We start from the raw sequence: 18,498 nt of genomic DNA, 5'->3' as shown, positions 1-18,498 counted from the left end.
GTGCAGATTGCGCCGCGCGCAGCCTTGCCCCCGGCCCGTTGCGTCAGTTTCGCCGCTGGGGTAATGATACGCCTCTGCGGGGCGCAGGTGCAGCGCATTTTTTGCGCACAGCGCTGGTCGCCCAGTTTGCGGATCGCGCAAAGCACGCATCCGCAGGGCAGCCGCAACCCAGAGCAGCCACAGCCCTGGGCAGAATCATATCACCGTGTTGGAGAATATTTTGGCATTTTTGAGCATGCAGGGTGTTACCCTGAACCTTGGCGGCAAGCCGCTACTGGATTCTGCGGATTTTTCGGTTGAAGTGGGCGACAGGCTTTGTCTCGTGGGCCGCAACGGCGCGGGCAAGTCATCGCTGCTGGCGCTGCTCGGCGGGCAGATGCAGCCCAATTCCGGCATGATTATCCGCCCCGGCACGCTCATAGGCCAGATGCCGCAGGATGTGCCGGAACGCTGGCGCGGCACTGTTTTTTCTCTGGTGGCGGAGGTCCTGGGCGAGGAGGGCACGGCCCTTGCCGCTGCCCATGCCGGGGCCGAGCACAGCCTTGAGCTGACCAGCGGCTGGGAGCGCTACGGCGATGTGCTTGCCGTCATCAACCATCTGGGGTTGGATCCCGATGCGGATTTTACCTCCCTCTCCGGCGGCACCAAGCGCCGCGTGGCTCTGGCGCGGGCGCTGATCTGCTCAGAAGACCTCATTCTGGACGAACCTACCAACCATCTGGATATCGCCACCATCACCTGGCTGGAAGATTTTTTGCTGCGCAAGGCCCGCACCCTGATTTTTGTCAGCCACGACAGGGCCTTTGCCAAGCGCCTTGCCACGCGCGTTGTGGAGATCGACCGGGGCAAGCTGCACAACTACTCCTGCGGGTTCGACCGTTACCCCGAGAGGCGCGAGGAACGCCTTGCCGCCGAGGAGCGCGCCTTTGCCCTGCAAGACAAAAAGCTGGCGCAGGAGGAAGTGTGGATTCGGCAGGGCATCAAGGCTCGCCGCACGCGCAACATGGGGCGGGTGCGCGCTCTTGTGGCCCTGCGGGCCGAGCGCGCCGAGCGGCGCGACAGGCAGGGCAACGTGCGCATGGCCGCGCAGGAGGCCGGGCGCTCGGGCAAGCTGGTTATTGAGGCCGAGGATGTTTCAGTCGGCTACCCTGGTCAGCCGCCGCTTATCCGTAATTTTTCCACCATCATTCAGCGCGGCGACCGCGTGGGCCTGATCGGCGAAAACGGCACGGGCAAAACATCGCTTATCCGCGTTCTGCTGGGCGAGCAGCAACCCACAGAAGGCGAGGTGCGCCTCGGCACCAATCTGGAAATCAGCTATTTCGATCAGCTGCGCGAAACGCTCGACCCGGAAGCCAGCGTCATGCACAGCGTTGCAGAGGGCAACGACGTGGTCACAGTGGGCGGCAGCACGCGCCATGTTGCAGGATATTTACAGGATTTTCTCTTCACTCCCGACCGCTTGCGTCTGCCTGTCAAGGTGCTCTCCGGCGGCGAGCGCAACCGCCTGCTGCTGGCAAAGCTCTTTACCCGGCCATCCAACGTGCTGGTGCTGGACGAACCCACCAACGATCTGGACGCGGAAACCCTTGATCTGCTGGAAGAGCTGATTGCGGATTATTCCGGCACTGTGCTTGTGGTCAGCCATGACCGCAGTTTTCTGGATAATCTTGTCACCAGCGTCATCGCCCTGGAGGGCGACGGCATGGCGCACGAGTACGTTGGCGCGTATACCGACTGGCTGCGCCAGCGCTCGGCCCCTGCACAGGAGCGCAAGCCGGAAGAAAAAAGCGCCCGCTCAACTCCCCGCCCAGCCTCGGATAAGCCCCGCAGACGCAGCTTTAAGGAACAGAGGGAATTTGAACAACTGGGCCAGGAGCTGGAAGCCCTGCCCGAACGCATGGACGCTCTGGAGCAGGAGCAGAAAACTCTGGAAGCGACCCTTGCCGACCCGGAACTGTTCGCTCGCGATCCAGAAGCTTTTGCCAAAACGACAGACCGTCTGGTGGCGCTGGAAACAGAGCAGACTGAGCTGCTGCAACGCTGGGAGTTTGCGGAACAGCGCCTGCAAGAGCTTGGTGAACTGGCAGGGTAGGGCATACTCCCGTCAGCGTCAGCTGCATGTATGGTGCAATGCCGTACATGCAGCTCCAGTCTTTTTTTCTAGTTAAGCAGCCTTCCCCCTCCCCTGCACCATTCGACACGCTTACCGGCGCGCAGCTTCTGCAATTATGCGTTCGCTATGTGAAAGCAAGTTCCCGGTCATGTGCGGCTTTATATCACACGTGGCTATCATGGGGCACGTGTGAGCTTGAAGCGCGCATGCTTTCCCTTGTTGCTGTAGTGGGAAGTTTTAGTAGTCGTTATTTTGTTCAGTATGGCAATGATTATTTTGCTTATTTCCAAAAAAATTATTTTTTCAACTAATAAAAAAATTGATGCATCCGTTATATTTCAAATAAGGTTGATACTGAGGTCAATGCATGGGGCGGTAAGTCTCTAGAGATATTTTTTTATTTTATTAAGCAAACTACTCAAGAATGGGCACACGCTTTGCCATTGGTTTAAAAGATAGGCAGCTACCGTATTTTTTGAGTGACAGTTGCATTTAACTTTGTATAATTATATATAAAAGTTATTAATGTTCCCGTTGAGTTGTTTAGCCTGCATTTTTATCGAGACAGTTTTTGCTTCCTGAAAATCGACAATCGACTACATTAGGGGATCTGTCATGGCTATTGCATCAGGAACAAGCCTCTCATTCCGGTTGTTTTCTTCTGCTGTCGTGCTGATGTGCGGTGGCGCAGCATCATTCACATATGGCGTTATTTCTAATGCATCGTTTATAATACACGGTGTGTTATTTTTATTAGCGGCCACGGCTGGTCTTTTTTTAATATGGACGGTCTACAGGCAACTGATACTTCCTTTACGCAGCATACGTGATTACGCACAAGAGATCGCCAGTGGCCGTCCCGCAGCATGCCCAGCGTACACCATGCCCAAAGAATACTCAGATCTGCGCGAAAGTATTTGCACTATGGTCGCCTCACTGGATCAGGCCCTTAAAGATGCCCGGCAGAAAGGCGACGAAGCGCACCGGCTCGCGGCAGACAGCGAGCTTGCATTGCAGGAAAGCCGCGCTGCGGAAGCGCAGGTGCGACAACTGCTCAATGACATGCGCACCGCCTCGCAAAAAGCGGCTACTGCATCCTCGAGTATTTTTTCCGGTATCCGCGAACTTGGTCAAAACATGGAGAATGTTGATCGCGATGTGGTGCTTCAGCGGGAAAGAATGCAGGGAGCCTCGCAAGCCATAGAGCAGATTAATTCCGCCATTCAGAGTATAGCGCTCAATACCGTTAAAGCTGCGGATGACGCTGCTTTGGCGCAGCAGGGGGCTGTGTCGGGCGCGCAAGGGGTGCGCTCGGCAGTTCTTTCCATTGATCAGGTTAAAGAGCGCATTCTGCTGCTCAAGGAAACCATGACCAATCTTGGGCAACAGGCCGAGGGCATTGGAGCTGTGCTTGGAGTTATTTCCGACATTGCGGATCAAACAAATCTGTTGGCCCTGAACGCCGCCATTGAGGCCGCCAGGGCTGGCGAAGCCGGCCGTGGATTCGCCGTGGTAGCCGATGAAGTGCGCAAGCTTGCGGAAAAGACAATGAAGGCCACCAGCGAGGTCGGCGAGTCATTGAGAAATATTCAGGCCAGGGCCCGCGAAAATGTTCAGGCTGTGGATGCCGCCGCGCAAGATATTGTTACTAGCGCAAGCGCCGCCGAACAGGCCGCTGAAGATGTGGACAGGATTGCGGGATTTGTCCAGCAGGCCGCCAACGAAGTTTCTGCCATCGCAGCATCCAGCCAGGCGCAAACTGCAGCGAGTGAAGATGTTCGCAAAGGTGCGGCTGAAGTCAACACAATCGCAAAGGAAACTGCGGAACATGTCAATAATTCCATTCGTGTGCTTGTGGAAATATCCGGTCAGGCAGAAGAACTGGACGCCATCGTCAGCGCCATGGGGCAGGGAAATCTTGGCGGCGTTGTAGATTCCGATCAGCTGATATGCTGGACAAGCGATCTTTCTGTAGGGGTTGCAAAGATTGACGAACAGCACAAGGCTCTTGTGGCCCTTATCAATGAGTTGAATTCCGCCATGCGGCAACGTCGGTCAGAAGAGGTGCTTGCAGGCGTGCTGGACAGGCTGAAGCAATACACAGTAAAGCATTTCGCCACGGAAGAAGAATTTTTTGACCGCTATGGCTACGCAGAAGCGCCTGCACACAAAAAAGCGCATCGTGATCTGGTAGAAAAAGTTCTGGCTTTTGAGCAGGAGCTTAAAAGTGGTCGCGCCAAGGTCACCATGGAAATCATGCGCTTTTTGAAAGAGTGGCTCGTGGGCCATATTATGGGGACGGACAAACGCTACGGGCCATTTCTTAATGGTAAGGGCGTGCACTGACAGCAGCTTGAAAGCAAACTCTGATATGCGCAAAAAGAGCCGGAGTATTATTTGCTCCGGCTCTTTTTGTTTACAGGACCGGGCGTGTTGTGTGAGTATCCGCGAAAATATTTTTCAGTTCAGGGCAGTAATGGCAACTCTCTAGAGTTGATAAGTCAACGTAAAAAGGTAATGTAATAAATAAATCAGACATCGGAGTGCAAGAAATGCAGATATCAACTGGCGAAATCAACTGGTTTTATACAACAAAGGGGCAGGGGGAACCTCTTCTTTTTTTGCACGGCGGGCTGGATACCTGCGAAAATTACGAAACCCTGCTGGCAGAACTGGCAAAGGATTTTCGCGTTATCGCTGTTGACCGGCGCGGGCACGGCAGAACAGCGGATACAGACGCGCCTTTTGAGTATGCCCTGATGGCGGAGGAGCTGATTTCTTTCACGCAGGCGCTTGATCTGCGATCTTTCCACATCGTTGGTTACAGCGATGGGGCGAACCTCGGCTTGCATATGGCAAGCCGCCTGCCGGGCAGGGTAAAGAGCCTCATTGCCATATCCGGCAATTATCTTGCTGAAGGTATGTCGGATGGTTGGCTGGAAACTGTTGGTAATCTGTCTGCGGATTTTGTTCGGGAGCATATGCCGGAAGTTGCGCAACAGTATGAGGAACTTAATCCGGCCCCCAAGTTCGAGAGTTTCATCAGCAAGACAAAAGAGCTGTGGGAGTGCATGGACATTATAAAAACTGAGCGTCTGCAAGCCCTGCAAACGCCAACGCTCGTTGTGGGTGGCGACCGGGATATCGTTTTGCCAGAGCAGCTTGTGGAAATGAAAAAGTTGATTCCAGGGGCCTCCCTGCTCATGCTGCCGTATTGCGGACATTTTGTTTTTCAGGATTTTGCCTGGAGTCCCACTGCGGCCTCGGCCGTGGTTATGTTCAAGGAATTTTTGACAACACGCTTCAGCGCGCATAATGCGGATTTTTTCTGATGCACTGCATCCCGGCATAAATCATGATTTCACTGAATCACCAGATTTTTCTCGTTCTTAACGCCAGCGATGCGGCATCTCCCTTTGCAGTATGGGCAGGGGCCGCACTGGCAGAATGGCCCATCGGCATTGCTGTGGTGTTGACCCTGTTGGCTGTTGTGCGGCAAAAGCCTCGCGGTTTTGCCATTGCTCTGGCTTTACGTGTGGTTTTGACCGTGGCGGTAGCCATGGGTTCAGCCTGCCTGATCCGAATGCTTCATTATAATCCTCGGCCCTTTGTACTGGGGCTTGGGCGAATGCTGATTGCCCACGAACCCACATCGTCCTTTCCCAGTTTACACGCCACTTTTTTGTTTTCTCTGGCGTTTGCTCTGTTACTGCAAAATGGCTCGCGTGGCATTGCGCTGTTTGTCATGCTGCTGGGGTTCGCTACGGCCTGGGCCAGGATTTTTGTGGGGGTGCACTATCCGCTGGATATGGCGGGGGCGTTTTTGACAGCTTGCCTTGCCGCAGTGGCGGTAAAGCTCAGCTTTCACCAAACCATTGGCTGGGCTGTAAAAAACGGGGGCGCGAGGGGGTAACCCTTTGCTGGCGGGCATGCGGCTGATTTTTTCGGCACCATAAAAAAGGCGGGTTTTCCCGCCTTTTTTAATGATGCGCAAGCTGCGGGCATTGCCCTGGCACTAGACAGCCTTGTGGTTTTCTTCGTCCAGAATCAGGTATTGGTTGTTAGCCTTTAACACCACCGCACGCGAACGGGCATTGTGCTTGGCGTGGTACAGGGCTTTGTCCGCCCGGTCAAAAAGTTGTTCTGCCGTTTGGATTTGGGGCGCTTTGGCATCCAACACGGCTATGCCGGCGCTGACGGTAATGTGCAGGTTATTTTTTTCAACATTGCCTTCCGTATCCCGGATGAGCAGGTTGAAATTTTTGATGGCCTTGCAAAAACGGCTGATTATTTCGGGCAACAGATGCGCGTTGGCCCCGGAGGCCACAAGGGCAAACTCATCGCCGCCAAAGCGTGCTGCAAGGGCATCCGTATCTGTATCAATTTCTTCGCGTGCCCTGCGGAGGTGCGAGCCCACAACCTTAAGCACCTGATCGCCGATAAGGTGGCCGTAGGTGTCGTTAAAGGTTTTGAAGTGGTCGATATCAAAGAGGGCCAAGGCAAAGGGTTGCCCTTCTTCGTGCCACCGGGCCGTAGAATTTTTGATAAAAAGATCAAGGCTCAGGCGGTTGGCAACCTGAGTCAGAGGGTCAATAAAGGCGAGATTTTCAAGGTTGCAGATGTCTTCCTCAAAAAGAACCTTGACCCGGTGAAAGGCTGATTGCAGCTTTTCAAGCATGACGGTGCTATCACCGTTTTCCGCCACAATGGAAAGGCTTTCTTTCTCAAGGTGGGCAATGTCGCCGTAGCGCGAAGACAGCTTGCTGAAAAACTGGTCTATGATGGAAGACGTTTCGTGAACCATGCTGTCGAGCTGGGTCACAATTGGCTTACTGAATATTTCGCTGCATTTGCGGATTGTGGAAACAAGCTGCTCATCAGAGTAGTGTCTGTTTTTCAACAGATCTTCCATCTGTGCGAGAATGGCAATCTTTTGTTCTTCGTCAAGAAAATGATAGTCCTTCATTTCCCTGAAAAAAAGCAGCAGGGAGCGCCAGCGCGTTTCTGGCGGGACGCCTGCTTTATCAAACATATCAAATAGTTTGAGATATGTGTTTTTGCAGTTAACAGAAGACTCTTTGGATTTCACCATGGCGCTTGTTTCGCAGTGCAGTAAAATATGGATAAACTCTGAGCGGATGCTCTTTAAAAATTTTGTGAAGACTAGCTTCTCTGGATAAGCCTGTCAAAGAGGATCATGATCAATTTTCCAAAACAGCCTTGCGTCTTTTGCCATCCGCATCGGTGGTATTTTTCGGCAGACCGCATGTCAGCGCAAAAAGCGACGACACCAAGATGCCGCCGCTTTTTGCGTAATACTGCTATCAGCCTTCCTGTTCAGGGCAAGGCTTTGTACTAGGGTTTGCCGTAAGCGCCGGGCAGGCGCGGTTGTGGTGCTGTCGCCTGCGGCGTGGCTTGGTCAAAAGACTGCACATGCGCGCGCTGGGCATCGGCCATCTGGCTGGGTGCCTCTGCCGCAGGGCGCATGGCGCTACGGCCATAGGCCGCCTGAGCATGGGAGCGCGGCACGGCAGTGACTGTTGACGGTATGATAGGCTGCGGAGATCTGGTCATTGTCCCCAGGGGTTGCAGGCGGGTGGCAATATCGTTGCTCGCCTGACGGGCCTCTGGGGTTTCAATAATCTGGGCATAGGCGCCACGCAGGCCTGAAAGGATGGATTCCACACTGTTAAGTGAATCCATATCCATTTTCAGGTTGGCGCGCAGCAAACGTGCCGTGCAGAGCAGGTACAGGTTGTTCAGGTTCACAGCCAGGCTGCCGCCCTTGTCCATGTTCAAAGAAGCGGAAAGCTCATTGATTATGTCAATAACCTTGGAGATAAGGATGCCCTTTCCCGCATAGTCATTGGCAATCATTTTTGTGCGCGCCTGCTGTATGAATGTGAGCGCGCCGTCATAGAGCATGAGCAAAAGTTGCCCCTGATCCGTGGTACCGACCTTGGTCTGAAAATATGCTTGCGCCGCTTTGTTCATAGTGTGTCCTTATGGCGGTGTTCTTTGGCTGGCCTTATTGTTGTTTCATGCTGGCTAGGAGCTGCTTGACGAACTGGAAAGCTGCTTGAGCTGTGACGTGAGCTGATCTTTCTGGGTATTGTATTTTTTAAGCAGGGTTTCAAGGTTGGCAAAATATTTTTTTTGCCGGGCTTCCCACTGGTCAAGCCGATCTTGTTCCTGAGTAATCTTTTTGTCGATATTTTCCATGATGCTCTGATAGTTGTTTTTCAGAATCATCAAGGCGCCGTTTTTTGATTTAAGCGCAATGGCTGCGGACGTCTGATCTGCGGTGCCGGTGCCCGAGACGTTGACAGCCGTATAGGTCAGTTCGCTTTTGAGGAAGGTGCTGACCGTCTGAATCAGTCCTTCCTTGATGCGTACCTGCCCCGTGTGGTTGCCGGGGGTAAGGTTGTCTATCTGGAGCGAAAGGCCTCGCGCATCACCGGAAGCAACGCTATAGTAATAGCCCGGCTGGCTTGTGTCGCGAGTTGCGGCCACGCCGCCAACTGTGACATTGGTAATATTGCCGCCAGCATCAACAGAGTAGTTCACATCATAGGAACCGCCCTTGGTGATGCCCGCAATGTGGCTGCCATAGCGAAAATCAGAGCTTGTCGTCGTGCCGGTGCCGCTGGAACAGAAAAAATCCACAACGTCCGAAAGGTTGCTGTTGATCATTTTCTCATAATTGCTCTTGTCCATCTTCTGCAGCTCGGCAATGCCGGACGAAGGCGCAATTACTAAAAGCCCATAGTTGGAACTCGACTGGTCGGTTTCAACCTTGATGCCCATGTTGGCGAGGTTGGCAAGCACATCGCCCGACAGCACATCAGAGGCGGATGACCGGCTGGCAAAGCCAGGGGGGGCGCTGTTGACCAACGAAGTGAAGCGAGATTTGAACAGTTGCACGCCATAGTTGCCCTGCAGGAGGCCGCCTTTTTCTGTGGTCAGTTGCGAGGTACTGTAGTTTTTGCTGTTTATATTTTTGGGATCGTTGGTGGTGACATCCTTGTTCGGGTCAAATTTTGTGCAATCATTGATGGTCATCAAGACAGAGTTGACGGAATCAAGAAACGTCTGAATGGATTTTTCCACCGAGGTGACGTCTGTATTGACCGTAATGGCTGCACTGCCTTTGTCCTGAATGGTAAAGACCACGCCTTCAATCACGTTGCTCACGCTGTTGGTGTCGGATTCCATGGTCAGGGGCCAGTTGTCCACCGTAAATTTGGCATTTGCCGCGCCACGGATATTCCAGTTGGAGGACGAGGTCACCTGACCGGTAATTCCCGGCCCGCTGAGCGAATCAATATTGTTGAGCTTGAGAAAATAACTGCCGGTTGTAGGCAGCGTGCCTGTTTGCAGGTCGATGGTTGTGCTTCCGTCCGCGCTTACCAGGGAGCCAGCCAGCCCTTTGGCTTTGATGGCGGCGATCACGTCCGCCATCTTGGAGCCGCCAGGAACCGTAAAAGTCTTGGGCGTGGAGCTGTCATTGGTGGTGTAAGTATAGGTCAGGGCCGGGGGCGTCTCCAGCGCGGTGCCTGCGGCCATCTTGGTAACGGTGGCCGTGGCGTCTGTTTTGACGGTGATTCCGTCCATGCCGCCGCCGGTACCGCCAGCGCTTAAATAGAATTTTTCAGTATTCGCAAAAGTTACAGTTTTGCCATCCCCACTTAATGTACTACCGCTTAAAGACTGAAGCTGGGTCAGCAGATCCTGATAGGTCTTGTCCTGCGCAATGGTCAGGGTTTGCGTGCCGCCAGTGTTGTCAACAAAGGTATAGGTAAAGTTTTTTGTGCCGTCAGCGCTTGTGCCGCCAAGCTTTTGCGAGAGCTTGGCGCTGTCGAAGGTAATGGCGGTGCTGGCGGTAAAACTCTGCGAGCCGGAATCGCCCACCACCTTGGTGCCAAGTTGGGTTTGGTCCGCAATGACGGCTGAGGTCATTTTGCCAGAATCGCTGGCGCTGTCCGCAAAGCTAAGGGTTGCGCCGTTCACGTTGGAGAGGTTCAGCTCCCAGCCGCCAGTGGTGTTGTTGTAAGTCATTTCAGCCGTGCTGGCGCCGGAAGCCTGGGCGATCTGCAGTGCGGCATCCTTCATGGTGGTGCCAGCGGCAATGGTCAAGGTGCGTGTGCCAGTGGTGACGCCATCGTTGATGTTCAGATCAACCGTAAGGGCGCCCGTTAGCTTGGTTGTTGTGGGCGTTGAGCCTAGGGAAAATTTTGTGACCGGGGTGCTGAAGGATGTCTGCGTACTTGTGTTGCGCCGATACATGGCCTTGACGTCAGCAAGTTGCAGATTGCCGGAGCCGTCAATGCTGGCAATGCTGCGTCCCACCTGCGCATTGATGGCGCTTGCAAGATCCTGGTTGGTCTTGTCACCATCGATTTTGACCGAAAATGTGTTGCCGTCCTCCATGATGAGGTCGTAGGCATATTTGGTGGGGTTGGTGAGCGTGCTGCCCATGTCCAGCACACTGTTGGTCGACCATGTGGAGGATGCGCCGGATGCGCTCATGCCCACAAGGCCAGAGCTGTGGATGACCAGATCGTTGGACGCGCCGGTGCTCTTGCCAGCAACCTGAAAAACATAGCCGGAACTGGCCTGAACAATGCTGACCTTGATGCCGGGGTTGTCGGAAGAATTGTTGACCATGCTCACAAAGGAATCGAGCGTGGTATTGGCCGGAACGGCCATGCTGTATTCCTTGCCGGCATAGCGGTATGAAAATGTCTGCGATGTGCCGGATGTATTGACGATGTCCGTCTTGCTGCTAAAGACGTGCCCGGTGTTGGCCCATATGGCGTTGCTCGCCACCTGGCTGACCTTGATGGTATGCTGTACGTCGTCCGCAGAGGCACTGGCAACAGCCGAAATAATATTGCTGTCGCTGCTGGTTACGTTTTTGGTAACAAAGCTGTTTTTGTTGGCAAGGTTTGCAAGCACATTGCTGGCGGTGCTGACCTGCCCAATAACTTTGTCGAAAGCATCATAGCGCAGTTTCCAGTCGCTTTTCCACGCCGTAAGACGATTGAGTTGCGTAGACTCAACCTTTTTAAGGTCCGCAAGAACCTTGTCAAAGTCTGTATCCGAACCGCTCAGGTTGGATATGGCGCTGGAACCGGATATGGTGGTGGCCATAGGTGCCTCACAAAAAAGATGTGCCGTTCCCGGTGCGGGCATGCGCAAACCCCGGGGAACCGCCAGCCGCCATGCATGCAAATGGCGGCAATACGTGCCGGAGACATGACGGACACTCAAAAATTTGCAAGATACGTGCAAATTGGTGGATACGGCGGGGCGGGGGGGGCGATGCCAGAAATACTGAAAAAAATCAGCAGATAGCGCGGATACCCGTCTTGGCCGTATTTTTTCGTTTGCGCGCGCGGAGCATTTGTTTTGCTCCGGGCTGCCCAAAAGGCATTTTTTGCCTCCATGCAAAAATGCCGAAGGTCTTGCACCTCAGTTATTTTAACGGAGCAAAGGCGAAAAAGTTTAGAGACTGGCGGCGCGTGGAAAATGAGCAGATCCGGTTGCCGGTTGCCCTGACTGGCATAAAAATGACGGTCTGTTCCTCCGGAACTCGTGGGGCGTTCTGCGCATCGGCAGGAGGGCGCAGCGCGCGGCCTTGCAGCCGGGGTAGAAAAGAAGTGGCGGGTTGCCCCGCCTGCTCCTGATTTCTTGGCTTTGTAGCCATGCGATCTTTGCGGGCGATTTGTTCCGTCCGCATCATTGGTGCGTGTCGCGTCTTAACGCATAAATTCGGCCCAGCGGGCCAGCAGGGTGCGCAGGGCATTGCCCCGGTGGCTGCGGGCGTTTTTTTCATCCCGCGTCAGTTCCGCGCCGGATTTGTTCGCTGTTGGATCAAAGAAAATAGGGTCGTAGCCAAAGCCGTTGTCCCCGTGCGGGCTTTCCAGCAGGGTGCCTTCCCATGTGCCGCGCACCACCAGTTCATCGCCATTGGGCTTGGCGGCGGCCATACAGCTGACAAAGCGGCAGCCGCGTTTTTCAGCGGGCACTGCGGCCATGGCGTGCAGCAGTTTGCGGATGTTGCGGGCATCGCGGCTTTCGCCGGGCAGGCTCTCCCAGTCATCGGAATAGCGGGCAGAGTACACGCCCGGTGCGCCGTCCAGTGCGTCCACTTCCAGGCCGGAATCATCGGCAACGCTCACAAGGCCGGTCAGGGCCGCCACGGCCCGGGCCTTGATGAGAGCGTTTTCTTCAAAGGTGGTGCCGGTCTCTTCGATGTCGCCAATTTCAGGAAAGGAGGAAAGCCCCAGAACTTCCACGCCGAATTCGGTCAGCGGGTCGGCCAGTTCGCGAACCTTGCCCGCGTTCTGCGTGGCCAGAACGATACGAAGTGTCTTGCTGTGCGCCATGTCTGCATCCTTTATGGGTTTGGGCAAAGAACATATCCGCAGGCGGGCCGCAGGTAAAGAGCGTTGGGTAAAACGCCCGGATAGTTTAAATATACTGTTATTGTAAAATGTTATGTGAATGGGCCACAGCGTGTGCTTTTCTTTTGCATCTTGCGGGAGTATAGTTTTCCCCCATCATTCATCAGAGAGGAAATGAGCATGAAACTCATGGAAATATTCGATGTCCCCACTCAGGAAACCCACATCCCCGTTCCCTATGTTATTGCCGAGGCTGGCGTGAACCACGAGGGCAGCATGGAAATTGCCCGCCGTCTGGTTGACGAGGCCGCCGAGGGCGGGGCCAATGCCATCAAGTTCCAGACCTACAAGGCAGGAACCCTGGCCTCCAAGGATTCTCCTGCCTACTGGGATACCTCCAAGGAACCCACCTCCAGCCAGTACGAGCTCTTCAAAAAGCACGATTCTTTTTGGAAGAACGAATTTGAAGCCCTCAAGAAGCATTGCGACGCTGCGGGCATTGCCTTCATGTCCACGCCCTTTGACGTGGAGTCGGCGCACTTTCTCAACGACCTCATGGACGTGTTCAAGATTTCCTCGTCCGACATTACCAACAAGCCCTTTATCCGCATTCTCTGCGATTTCAAAAAGCCCATTATTCTCTCCACCGGCGCGGCGCATCTGCACGAAATTGCAGAAGCCGTGGAATGGATTGAAGAAAAGGGCAACAAGCTGGCCCTGCTGCACTGCGTGCTCAACTATCCGACTGCTGATGAAAACGCGGCTCTGGGTATGATTCCCGCGCTCAAGCGGCATTTCCCCCAGCATGTCATTGGTTATTCCGACCACACTCTGCCCAACGACATGCATATTCTTGAAACCGCCACCCTGCTGGGCGCGCGCATTCTTGAAAAGCATTTTTCGCACGACAAAACCTTGCCCGGCAATGACCATTATCATGCCATGGACAAGGAAGACCTCAAGCATTTCTACAAGCGCCTCAACGCCACGCTGACCAGCGTGGGCGGTATGGAGCTGCGCGCCCTGCCAGAAGAAGAACCAGCACGGCAGCATGCCCGCCGCTCCCTGGTGACGGCGCGGGCTGTGCCTGCCGGTCAGCCGCTGACCGCTGCCGATCTTACCTGGAAGCGCCCCGCGCACGGCATCTCCCCCCGTAATTACGACGAGGTGCTCGGTATGCGCGCCCGCCGCGATCTGCCGGAAGATACCGTGCTTTCCTGGGCCGATCTTGACAGGGCCTGATTATGAGCAACGGGCGCGTAACCCTTGTTCTTGGGCGCATGCCCCACAAGGCCGACCCTGCGGTTTTTCGCGCGGCCGGGCCTTGGTGCTTTGCAGAGCAGGAAGAATTTTTTCCCGACTGGGATAAAAAATTCACCTTTGCTCCTGAGCCGCTGGTCGAGATTCCCTTGCAGGAGCGGGCCTGTCAGGAGGTAAAGGCTCTCTGCGCCGACATGCTGCCTCATGTCGCCGAGCGTATATGCCCGCATGCCCGCAATTTGCCGCCTGCCTATTGGGAGACCCTGCTCACGCCGTGGGCAATGAATGTTTCCAAGCAGGTTGTGGAGCGCTGGTGGCGGGTCAAGGCCATGGTGCAGGCCTGGGGGCAGGAGCCGCTGCATGTGCCGCTGCTGCCGCGTGACTGCTCGTTCAGTTTTGCCACCGGGCCGGATTTTGTGATGCACGGGGCGTTGGGGCATACCTACAACCACTGGCTGTTCTCGCGCCTGCTGGAAGAGGTCTTTCCCGCTGCCTGGAGCATGGAATATCTGCCCTCGGTGCAAAAAAAGTATGGCGAGCAGGAAAAGCTCTCCGGCAAGGAGCAGGTGCGTGAGGTGCTGCGCAAGCTGATGCTGCGCCTGCCTTGCCCCCGGCTCAAGGGCATGAGCATTGCCCAGACTTTGCGTTTTTCGCTGGCCTTGCTGCACCGCAGCCATGGGCCGGACAAGTCGCGCCCGCAGGCGGAGTACAGCAGCGCCGCCACCGGTATTGCGGCGGATCTGCCAGAAAATTTCGCCAGTACGCTGGTGACGCTGTTTATGGCTTCCTTGCCGCAACTGCTGGCAAGTCACAAGCATCCGGCCCGTCTTACGCCTGATCCGCTGGGGCCGCGTCTGCGCGTTGCCAGCGTGCTGGCCTATGAAGATGCGGATTACCGCCAGTCGCTGGCCAAGTGGCGGGGGCGCGGCAACCGCCTCATGTATGTGCAGCATGGCAGCGACTACGGGCAGGTGCGTTGCGTTTCAGATGTGGAGATGGTGGAATACAGCCAGCATGCCTTTGGCACCTGGGGCTGGAAGCAGCATCAGGGCAGCGCGGGCAATTTTGTTCCCTTGCCTTACCCGCAGCTTGATGGCCTTGAAGGGCGCTGGCAGGGGCAGAAGGGCGAAAACCTGCTGTATGTCGGCACCGAAATGCCCGCCTTTCCCTATCGGCTTGACGCGCATCCCTCGCCCTTGCAGGTAGTGGAATACCGCAAGGATAAAAGTCGATTTTTTGAAGCTCTGGGGCGCGATGTGCAGGCTTGTTCGCTGTACCGCCCCTATTTCCCGGTTCCCGGCTCCCTGCGCGATGCGGATTGGGTGCTGGAGCGTTTCCCCGCTGTGCGAATGGCTACAGGCATGTTGTCAAACCACCTCTATGCCTGCCGTTTGCTGGTGCTGGATCACAACGGCACAACACTGCTGGAATCGCTGGTTGCCAATATCCCCATGGTGCTGTTCTGGCGGCGCGAGGCCTGGGCGCTGACAAGCGATGCCACGGCCCTGCTGGACATGCTGGCCGAAGCCGGTATATGGCACGAAACACCCCAGAAGGCCGCCGCCAAGGCCGCCGAGGTCTGGAGTGATCCGCTGGCATGGTGGATGAGCGATAAGGCGCAGCAGGCGCGCAAGGCCTACTGCGCGCAGCAGGCCCTGACCGTTCCGGGCGGTCCTAACCCTTACTGGCTGAAAATGCTGAAGAGTCTGTAACACATGCAAGTTCGTGTCTTTTCGTTGTCGCTGTTGGTGGCTGCGGTATTTTGTTCTGTTCTGCTCATGGGCGGCACTGTTCTGGCTGATGATGCCTCGACCCTGCGCGAGGCTCAGGCCGCGCTGGACAAGGCCGATTACGATCAGGCCGTGCGCGTGCTCAAGCCGCTGGTGGACAGCGGCAATGCCGAAGCCCTCTATGTTATGGGTCGCCTGATCCTTGAAGGCAAGGGCGTGAAGAAAAACAATACGCGCGCTGCGGAATTTTTCCGTCTGGCGGCAGAAAAGGGCGACGTCAGCGCCATGAATTCGTGGGCAACATCGCTGGTTACCGGGGATGGCGTTCCACGCAATTACCACGAGGCCGCCCGCTGGTTCCGCAAGGCCGCCGATCAGGGGTTGGCCATGGCCCAGTACAATCTTGGCTACCTCTATGCCTATGGCAAGGGCGTGGCCAAGGATGAAGCCGCCGCCATTGACTGGTACACCCGGGCCGCCAATCAGGGGCTGGCTTCGGCACAGTATTCGCTGGGCTGGACCTACATGAACGGCAAGGGCGAAAACCAGAGCGACACCAAGGCGGCCCATTGGTTTGAAAAGGCTGCAGAGCAGGATCACGCCAAAGCCCAGAACAACCTGGCCTACATGTACGCTGAAGGGCGCGGCTATGCCCAGGATCCCGCCAAGGCCGTGCAGTGGTATACACGCGCTGCGGAGCAGGGCTATGCTGAAGCGCAGTACAACCTTGGCTATATGTATGAGCAGGGGCGCGGCGCGGCGCAGGATTATACCCAGGCTGTGGATTGGTACCGCAAGGCTGCGGAGCAGAATGAAGCTGCCGCTCAGTACAGCCTTGGCCTCATGTACGAACAGGGTACGGGCGTTCCCCGCAACCTGACCGAAGCCAACCGCTGGTATCAGCTTGCCGCCAAGAACGGGGATCCAGATGCCAAGGCCGCCCTGCGCAGCATGTCCACCAAGGCTCCTGCCAAGGCCGCAGCTCCCAGCAGCCCCACCAAACAGACCCGCGATAAAAAGAAACAGTAAACCAGACGGGCCAGAAGACCCGACATCCAAAAATATAAAGGCCGTCCGGCATACCTGCGAGTATGCCGGACGGCCTTTGCCTTTCTGCCAATCGGCACCGTCTGTTCCTGCGGCATCCCTGTATCCGCCATTGTGGCAGAAAAAGACTATTTTTTGTCATTGCTGCCAGTGCGGTCGTTTTCTATTCTGCACACATGAAACAGCGCGTTGTTTTCTTTCTTTATCCCGGCATTGTCTCGTTGGATGTATCCGGCCCGCTGGAAGTTTTTGCGGCGGCTACGGATATCCTGGCGCACACCAACAAAAAGGATCAGGGCTATGCCCCCGTGTTCGCCGCCTGCACCCCAGGCCCTGTGCGAACGTCATCCGGTCTTGTGCTGACGGCGGAAACAACACTTGAATATCTTTCGCCGGATATTCTCGTTGTTCCCGGCGCAGTGAATGCGGAAGCCATATCGGAGAATCCGCAGATCATACAGCAGGTAAGTGCGGCGGCGGCCCGATCTGCGCGCATAGCAAGCGTGTGCAGCGGGGCGTTCATTCTGGCGGCCTGTGGTCTGCTGCATGGCAAAAGGGCGGCAACCCACTGGCTGGTGGCTGGTCGCCTGGCCGAACTGTATCCGCAGATTACCGTGGAGCCTGACGCCATTTTTGTACGCGACGGCAACACGTCCACAAGCGGCGGCGTTACGGCGGGCATAGATCTGGCGCTGGATATGGTTGAGGAAGACTACGGCGACAGACTGGCAATGGAAGTCGCCCGCGTCTTGCTTTTGTACCGCCGCCGCCCCGGCAACCAGAGCCAGTACAGCTCCGCGCTGGCCGCGCAGGTCAATGCGGGCAGGTTTGCCCCTCTGGTGCGCTGGCTGGAGGCGAATCTTGGCAAAAATCTGACTGTTGAGCGCATGGCAGAGGTGGCGAACATGAGCCCCCGCTCGTTCGCGCGGGTATTCCCCGCAGAAACCGGCAGCAGCCCCGCACGCTTTGTGGAAGGCTTGCGTATTACCCGGGCGCGGGAACTTATTGAATTCGGGGCTGATTCCTTTGCCTCGGTGGCGCAGTCGGCGGGTTTTGGCAGCGAAGATCGCCTGCGCAAGGCCTTCATCCGCCGCCTTGGCCTGAGTCCCCACCAGTACAGCCGACATTTTTTTAAAGGAGAATAAAGATGAAAAAAGGCCTCACATACGGAATATATATTTATGAACAGGTGGCAGAGCTGGATTTTGTAGCGCCCATGCAGGTTTTTGCGGCATCTAACCAGTTTGCCGGGGGCGGCAGGGTGGTGACGCTGAGCTGCACGGGGCAACCCCTCTGCGGATTGAGCGGCTTGCGTATTTCGCCGGACTACAGCCTGCAAAACGTCCCGCCGCTGGATGTGCTGCTGTTGCCCGGCACGGCGGAAGTTTCCGAATACGCCTGGAGCGACCCCGGCATTCTGGAGTGGGTGCGGCAGCAGTACGAAAAGGTGGAATACCTTGCCGCCGTATGCACCGGTGGGTTGATTCTGCAAAAGGCCGGCTTGCTCAAGGGGCGCCGGGCCACAACGCACTGGCAGCTTATGGACGCCTTTGAAAGAGACCCAGAAATAACAGCTTTGCCGGATGCGCGCTATGTGCGCGACGGCAAGATCGTCACCTCGCAGGGCGTCTCTGCGGGAATGGATATGGCCCTGTGGCTTGTGGGCCAGATACATGACCCTGATCACGCCCGCCTTGTGCGCAAAATTTTGCAGTACGATCCGGCCCCGCCGTATACCGCCGAAGTTTAGGCGGCTTCAACCCCTGCCAGCCTGAATTGTCTGGTTGAAAATATAACGGCGCAGCTCTGTGAGGGTAACAGGGCTGCGCCGCGTGTGTGATGGCAAACTGCTGAAATATTGTCAGATTGTTGAGGGTAATTCATTCATTTCAGTTGTAAACGGCTTTACCGTGGCCGTGGTCAGCTCCGGCCCTGC

14 protein-coding genes are annotated in these 18,498 nt (G+C 55.8%); 9 read left to right on the top strand and 5 right to left on the bottom strand.

The window, feature by feature from the left end; genetic code table 11:
• The first annotated feature begins 220 nt into the window (after positions 1 to 220).
• From JMF94_RS13745 to JMF94_RS13730, 4 genes are all read left to right on the top strand, one after another.
• Positions 221 to 2,095 carry an ATP-binding cassette domain-containing protein gene (locus tag JMF94_RS13745; RefSeq protein ID WP_240825795.1) on the top strand — a complete coding sequence of 625 codons (1,875 nt, stop codon included), beginning with the start codon at positions 221 to 223 and terminating at the stop codon, positions 2,093 to 2,095.
• Positions 2,096 to 2,998: 903 nt separating this feature from the next.
• Complete coding sequence (locus JMF94_RS13740) at positions 2,999 to 4,462, top strand: bacteriohemerythrin (RefSeq protein WP_276612933.1); 1,464 nt, start codon at positions 2,999 to 3,001, stop codon at positions 4,460 to 4,462.
• Positions 4,463 to 4,668: 206 nt separating this feature from the next.
• Entirely contained in the window at positions 4,669 to 5,448 is a 780-nt protein-coding gene (locus JMF94_RS13735; RefSeq protein ID WP_240825788.1) for an alpha/beta hydrolase, read from the top strand.
• Between the two features lie 23 nt (positions 5,449 to 5,471).
• Complete coding sequence (locus JMF94_RS13730) at positions 5,472 to 6,029, top strand: phosphatase PAP2 family protein (RefSeq protein WP_240825786.1); 558 nt, start codon at positions 5,472 to 5,474, stop codon at positions 6,027 to 6,029.
• 102 nt (positions 6,030 to 6,131) lie between these two features.
• Here JMF94_RS13730 and JMF94_RS13725 read toward each other — a convergent pair whose 3' ends face one another.
• The 5 genes from JMF94_RS13725 to rdgB form a co-directional block, all read right to left on the bottom strand.
• The gene (locus JMF94_RS13725) at positions 6,132 to 7,148 is read right to left on the bottom strand and encodes a GGDEF domain-containing protein (RefSeq protein ID WP_240825784.1); all 1,017 of its coding nucleotides are present in this window, start codon (positions 7,146 to 7,148) and stop codon (positions 6,132 to 6,134) included.
• 323 nt (positions 7,149 to 7,471) lie between these two features.
• Positions 7,472 to 8,110, bottom strand: a complete 639-nt coding sequence (gene fliS / locus JMF94_RS13720; RefSeq protein ID WP_240825783.1) for a flagellar export chaperone FliS — start codon at positions 8,108 to 8,110, stop codon at positions 7,472 to 7,474.
• A 54-nt stretch (positions 8,111 to 8,164) separates the two neighbouring features.
• Positions 8,165 to 11,269 (bottom strand): flagellar filament capping protein FliD, encoded by a 3,105-nt coding sequence (fliD, locus tag JMF94_RS13715; RefSeq protein WP_240825782.1) that lies wholly within the window; start codon positions 11,267 to 11,269, stop codon positions 8,165 to 8,167.
• Between the two features lie 325 nt (positions 11,270 to 11,594).
• Complete coding sequence (locus JMF94_RS13710) at positions 11,595 to 11,861, bottom strand: hypothetical protein (protein WP_240825781.1); 267 nt, start codon at positions 11,859 to 11,861, stop codon at positions 11,595 to 11,597.
• Positions 11,862 to 11,877: 16 nt separating this feature from the next.
• A complete protein-coding gene (rdgB, locus tag JMF94_RS13705; protein WP_240825780.1) occupies positions 11,878 to 12,507 on the bottom strand; it encodes an RdgB/HAM1 family non-canonical purine NTP pyrophosphatase in 630 nt (209 codons plus the stop codon).
• Between the two features lie 198 nt (positions 12,508 to 12,705).
• Between rdgB and JMF94_RS13700 the strand changes: the two genes are divergently transcribed.
• The 5 genes from JMF94_RS13700 (at position 12,706) to JMF94_RS13680 (ending at position 18,312) form a co-directional block, all read left to right on the top strand.
• Complete coding sequence (locus tag JMF94_RS13700) at positions 12,706 to 13,767, top strand: N-acetylneuraminate synthase family protein (protein WP_240825815.1); 1,062 nt, start codon at positions 12,706 to 12,708, stop codon at positions 13,765 to 13,767.
• A 2-nt stretch (positions 13,768 to 13,769) separates the two neighbouring features.
• Positions 13,770 to 15,497, top strand: a complete 1,728-nt coding sequence (locus JMF94_RS13695) for an LIC12162 family protein (protein WP_240825779.1) — start codon at positions 13,770 to 13,772, stop codon at positions 15,495 to 15,497.
• 3 nt (positions 15,498 to 15,500) lie between these two features.
• Positions 15,501 to 16,544, top strand: a complete 1,044-nt coding sequence (locus JMF94_RS13690; RefSeq protein ID WP_240825778.1) for an SEL1-like repeat protein — start codon at positions 15,501 to 15,503, stop codon at positions 16,542 to 16,544.
• Positions 16,545 to 16,738: 194 nt separating this feature from the next.
• On the top strand, positions 16,739 to 17,707 hold the full coding sequence (locus JMF94_RS13685; protein ID WP_240825777.1) for a GlxA family transcriptional regulator: 969 nt from the start codon (positions 16,739 to 16,741) through the stop codon (positions 17,705 to 17,707).
• A 2-nt stretch (positions 17,708 to 17,709) separates the two neighbouring features.
• Positions 17,710 to 18,312, top strand: a complete 603-nt coding sequence (locus JMF94_RS13680; RefSeq protein WP_240825775.1) for a DJ-1/PfpI family protein — start codon at positions 17,710 to 17,712, stop codon at positions 18,310 to 18,312.
• Positions 18,313 to 18,498 lie beyond the last annotated feature (186 nt).

The sequence above is a fragment of the Desulfovibrio sp. UIB00 genome (assembly GCF_022508225.1).
In the GTDB taxonomy this organism is placed as follows: Bacteria; Desulfobacterota; Desulfovibrionia; order Desulfovibrionales; family Desulfovibrionaceae; genus Desulfovibrio.
Note: the sequence above shows the minus strand (reverse complement) of the source record. Positions and strands in the feature narration are given on the sequence as shown.

Bases quoted from the DNA above. Each gene is read 5' to 3' on its own strand.
- JMF94_RS13740 (WP_276612933.1), top strand. From the start codon at position 2,999: ATGCCCAAAGAATACTCAGATCTGCGCGAAAGTATTTGCACTATGGTC.
- JMF94_RS13735 (WP_240825788.1), top strand. From the start codon at position 4,669: ATGCAGATATCAACTGGCGAAATCAACTGGTTTTATACAACAAAGGGG.
- JMF94_RS13730 (WP_240825786.1), top strand. From the start codon at position 5,472: ATGATTTCACTGAATCACCAGATTTTTCTCGTTCTTAACGCCAGCGAT.
- JMF94_RS13725 (WP_240825784.1), bottom strand. From the start codon at position 7,148: ATGTTTGATAAAGCAGGCGTCCCGCCAGAAACGCGCTGGCGCTCCCTG.
- fliS (WP_240825783.1), bottom strand. From the start codon at position 8,110: ATGAACAAAGCGGCGCAAGCATATTTTCAGACCAAGGTCGGTACCACG.
- fliD (WP_240825782.1), bottom strand. From the start codon at position 11,269: ATGGCCACCACCATATCCGGTTCCAGCGCCATATCCAACCTGAGCGGT.
- JMF94_RS13710 (WP_240825781.1), bottom strand. From the start codon at position 11,861: ATGATGCGGACGGAACAAATCGCCCGCAAAGATCGCATGGCTACAAAG.
- rdgB (WP_240825780.1), bottom strand. From the start codon at position 12,507: ATGGCGCACAGCAAGACACTTCGTATCGTTCTGGCCACGCAGAACGCG.
- JMF94_RS13700 (WP_240825815.1), top strand. From the start codon at position 12,706: ATGAAACTCATGGAAATATTCGATGTCCCCACTCAGGAAACCCACATC.
- JMF94_RS13695 (WP_240825779.1), top strand. From the start codon at position 13,770: ATGAGCAACGGGCGCGTAACCCTTGTTCTTGGGCGCATGCCCCACAAG.
- JMF94_RS13690 (WP_240825778.1), top strand. From the start codon at position 15,501: ATGCAAGTTCGTGTCTTTTCGTTGTCGCTGTTGGTGGCTGCGGTATTT.
- JMF94_RS13685 (WP_240825777.1), top strand. From the start codon at position 16,739: ATGAAACAGCGCGTTGTTTTCTTTCTTTATCCCGGCATTGTCTCGTTG.
- JMF94_RS13680 (WP_240825775.1), top strand. From the start codon at position 17,710: ATGAAAAAAGGCCTCACATACGGAATATATATTTATGAACAGGTGGCA.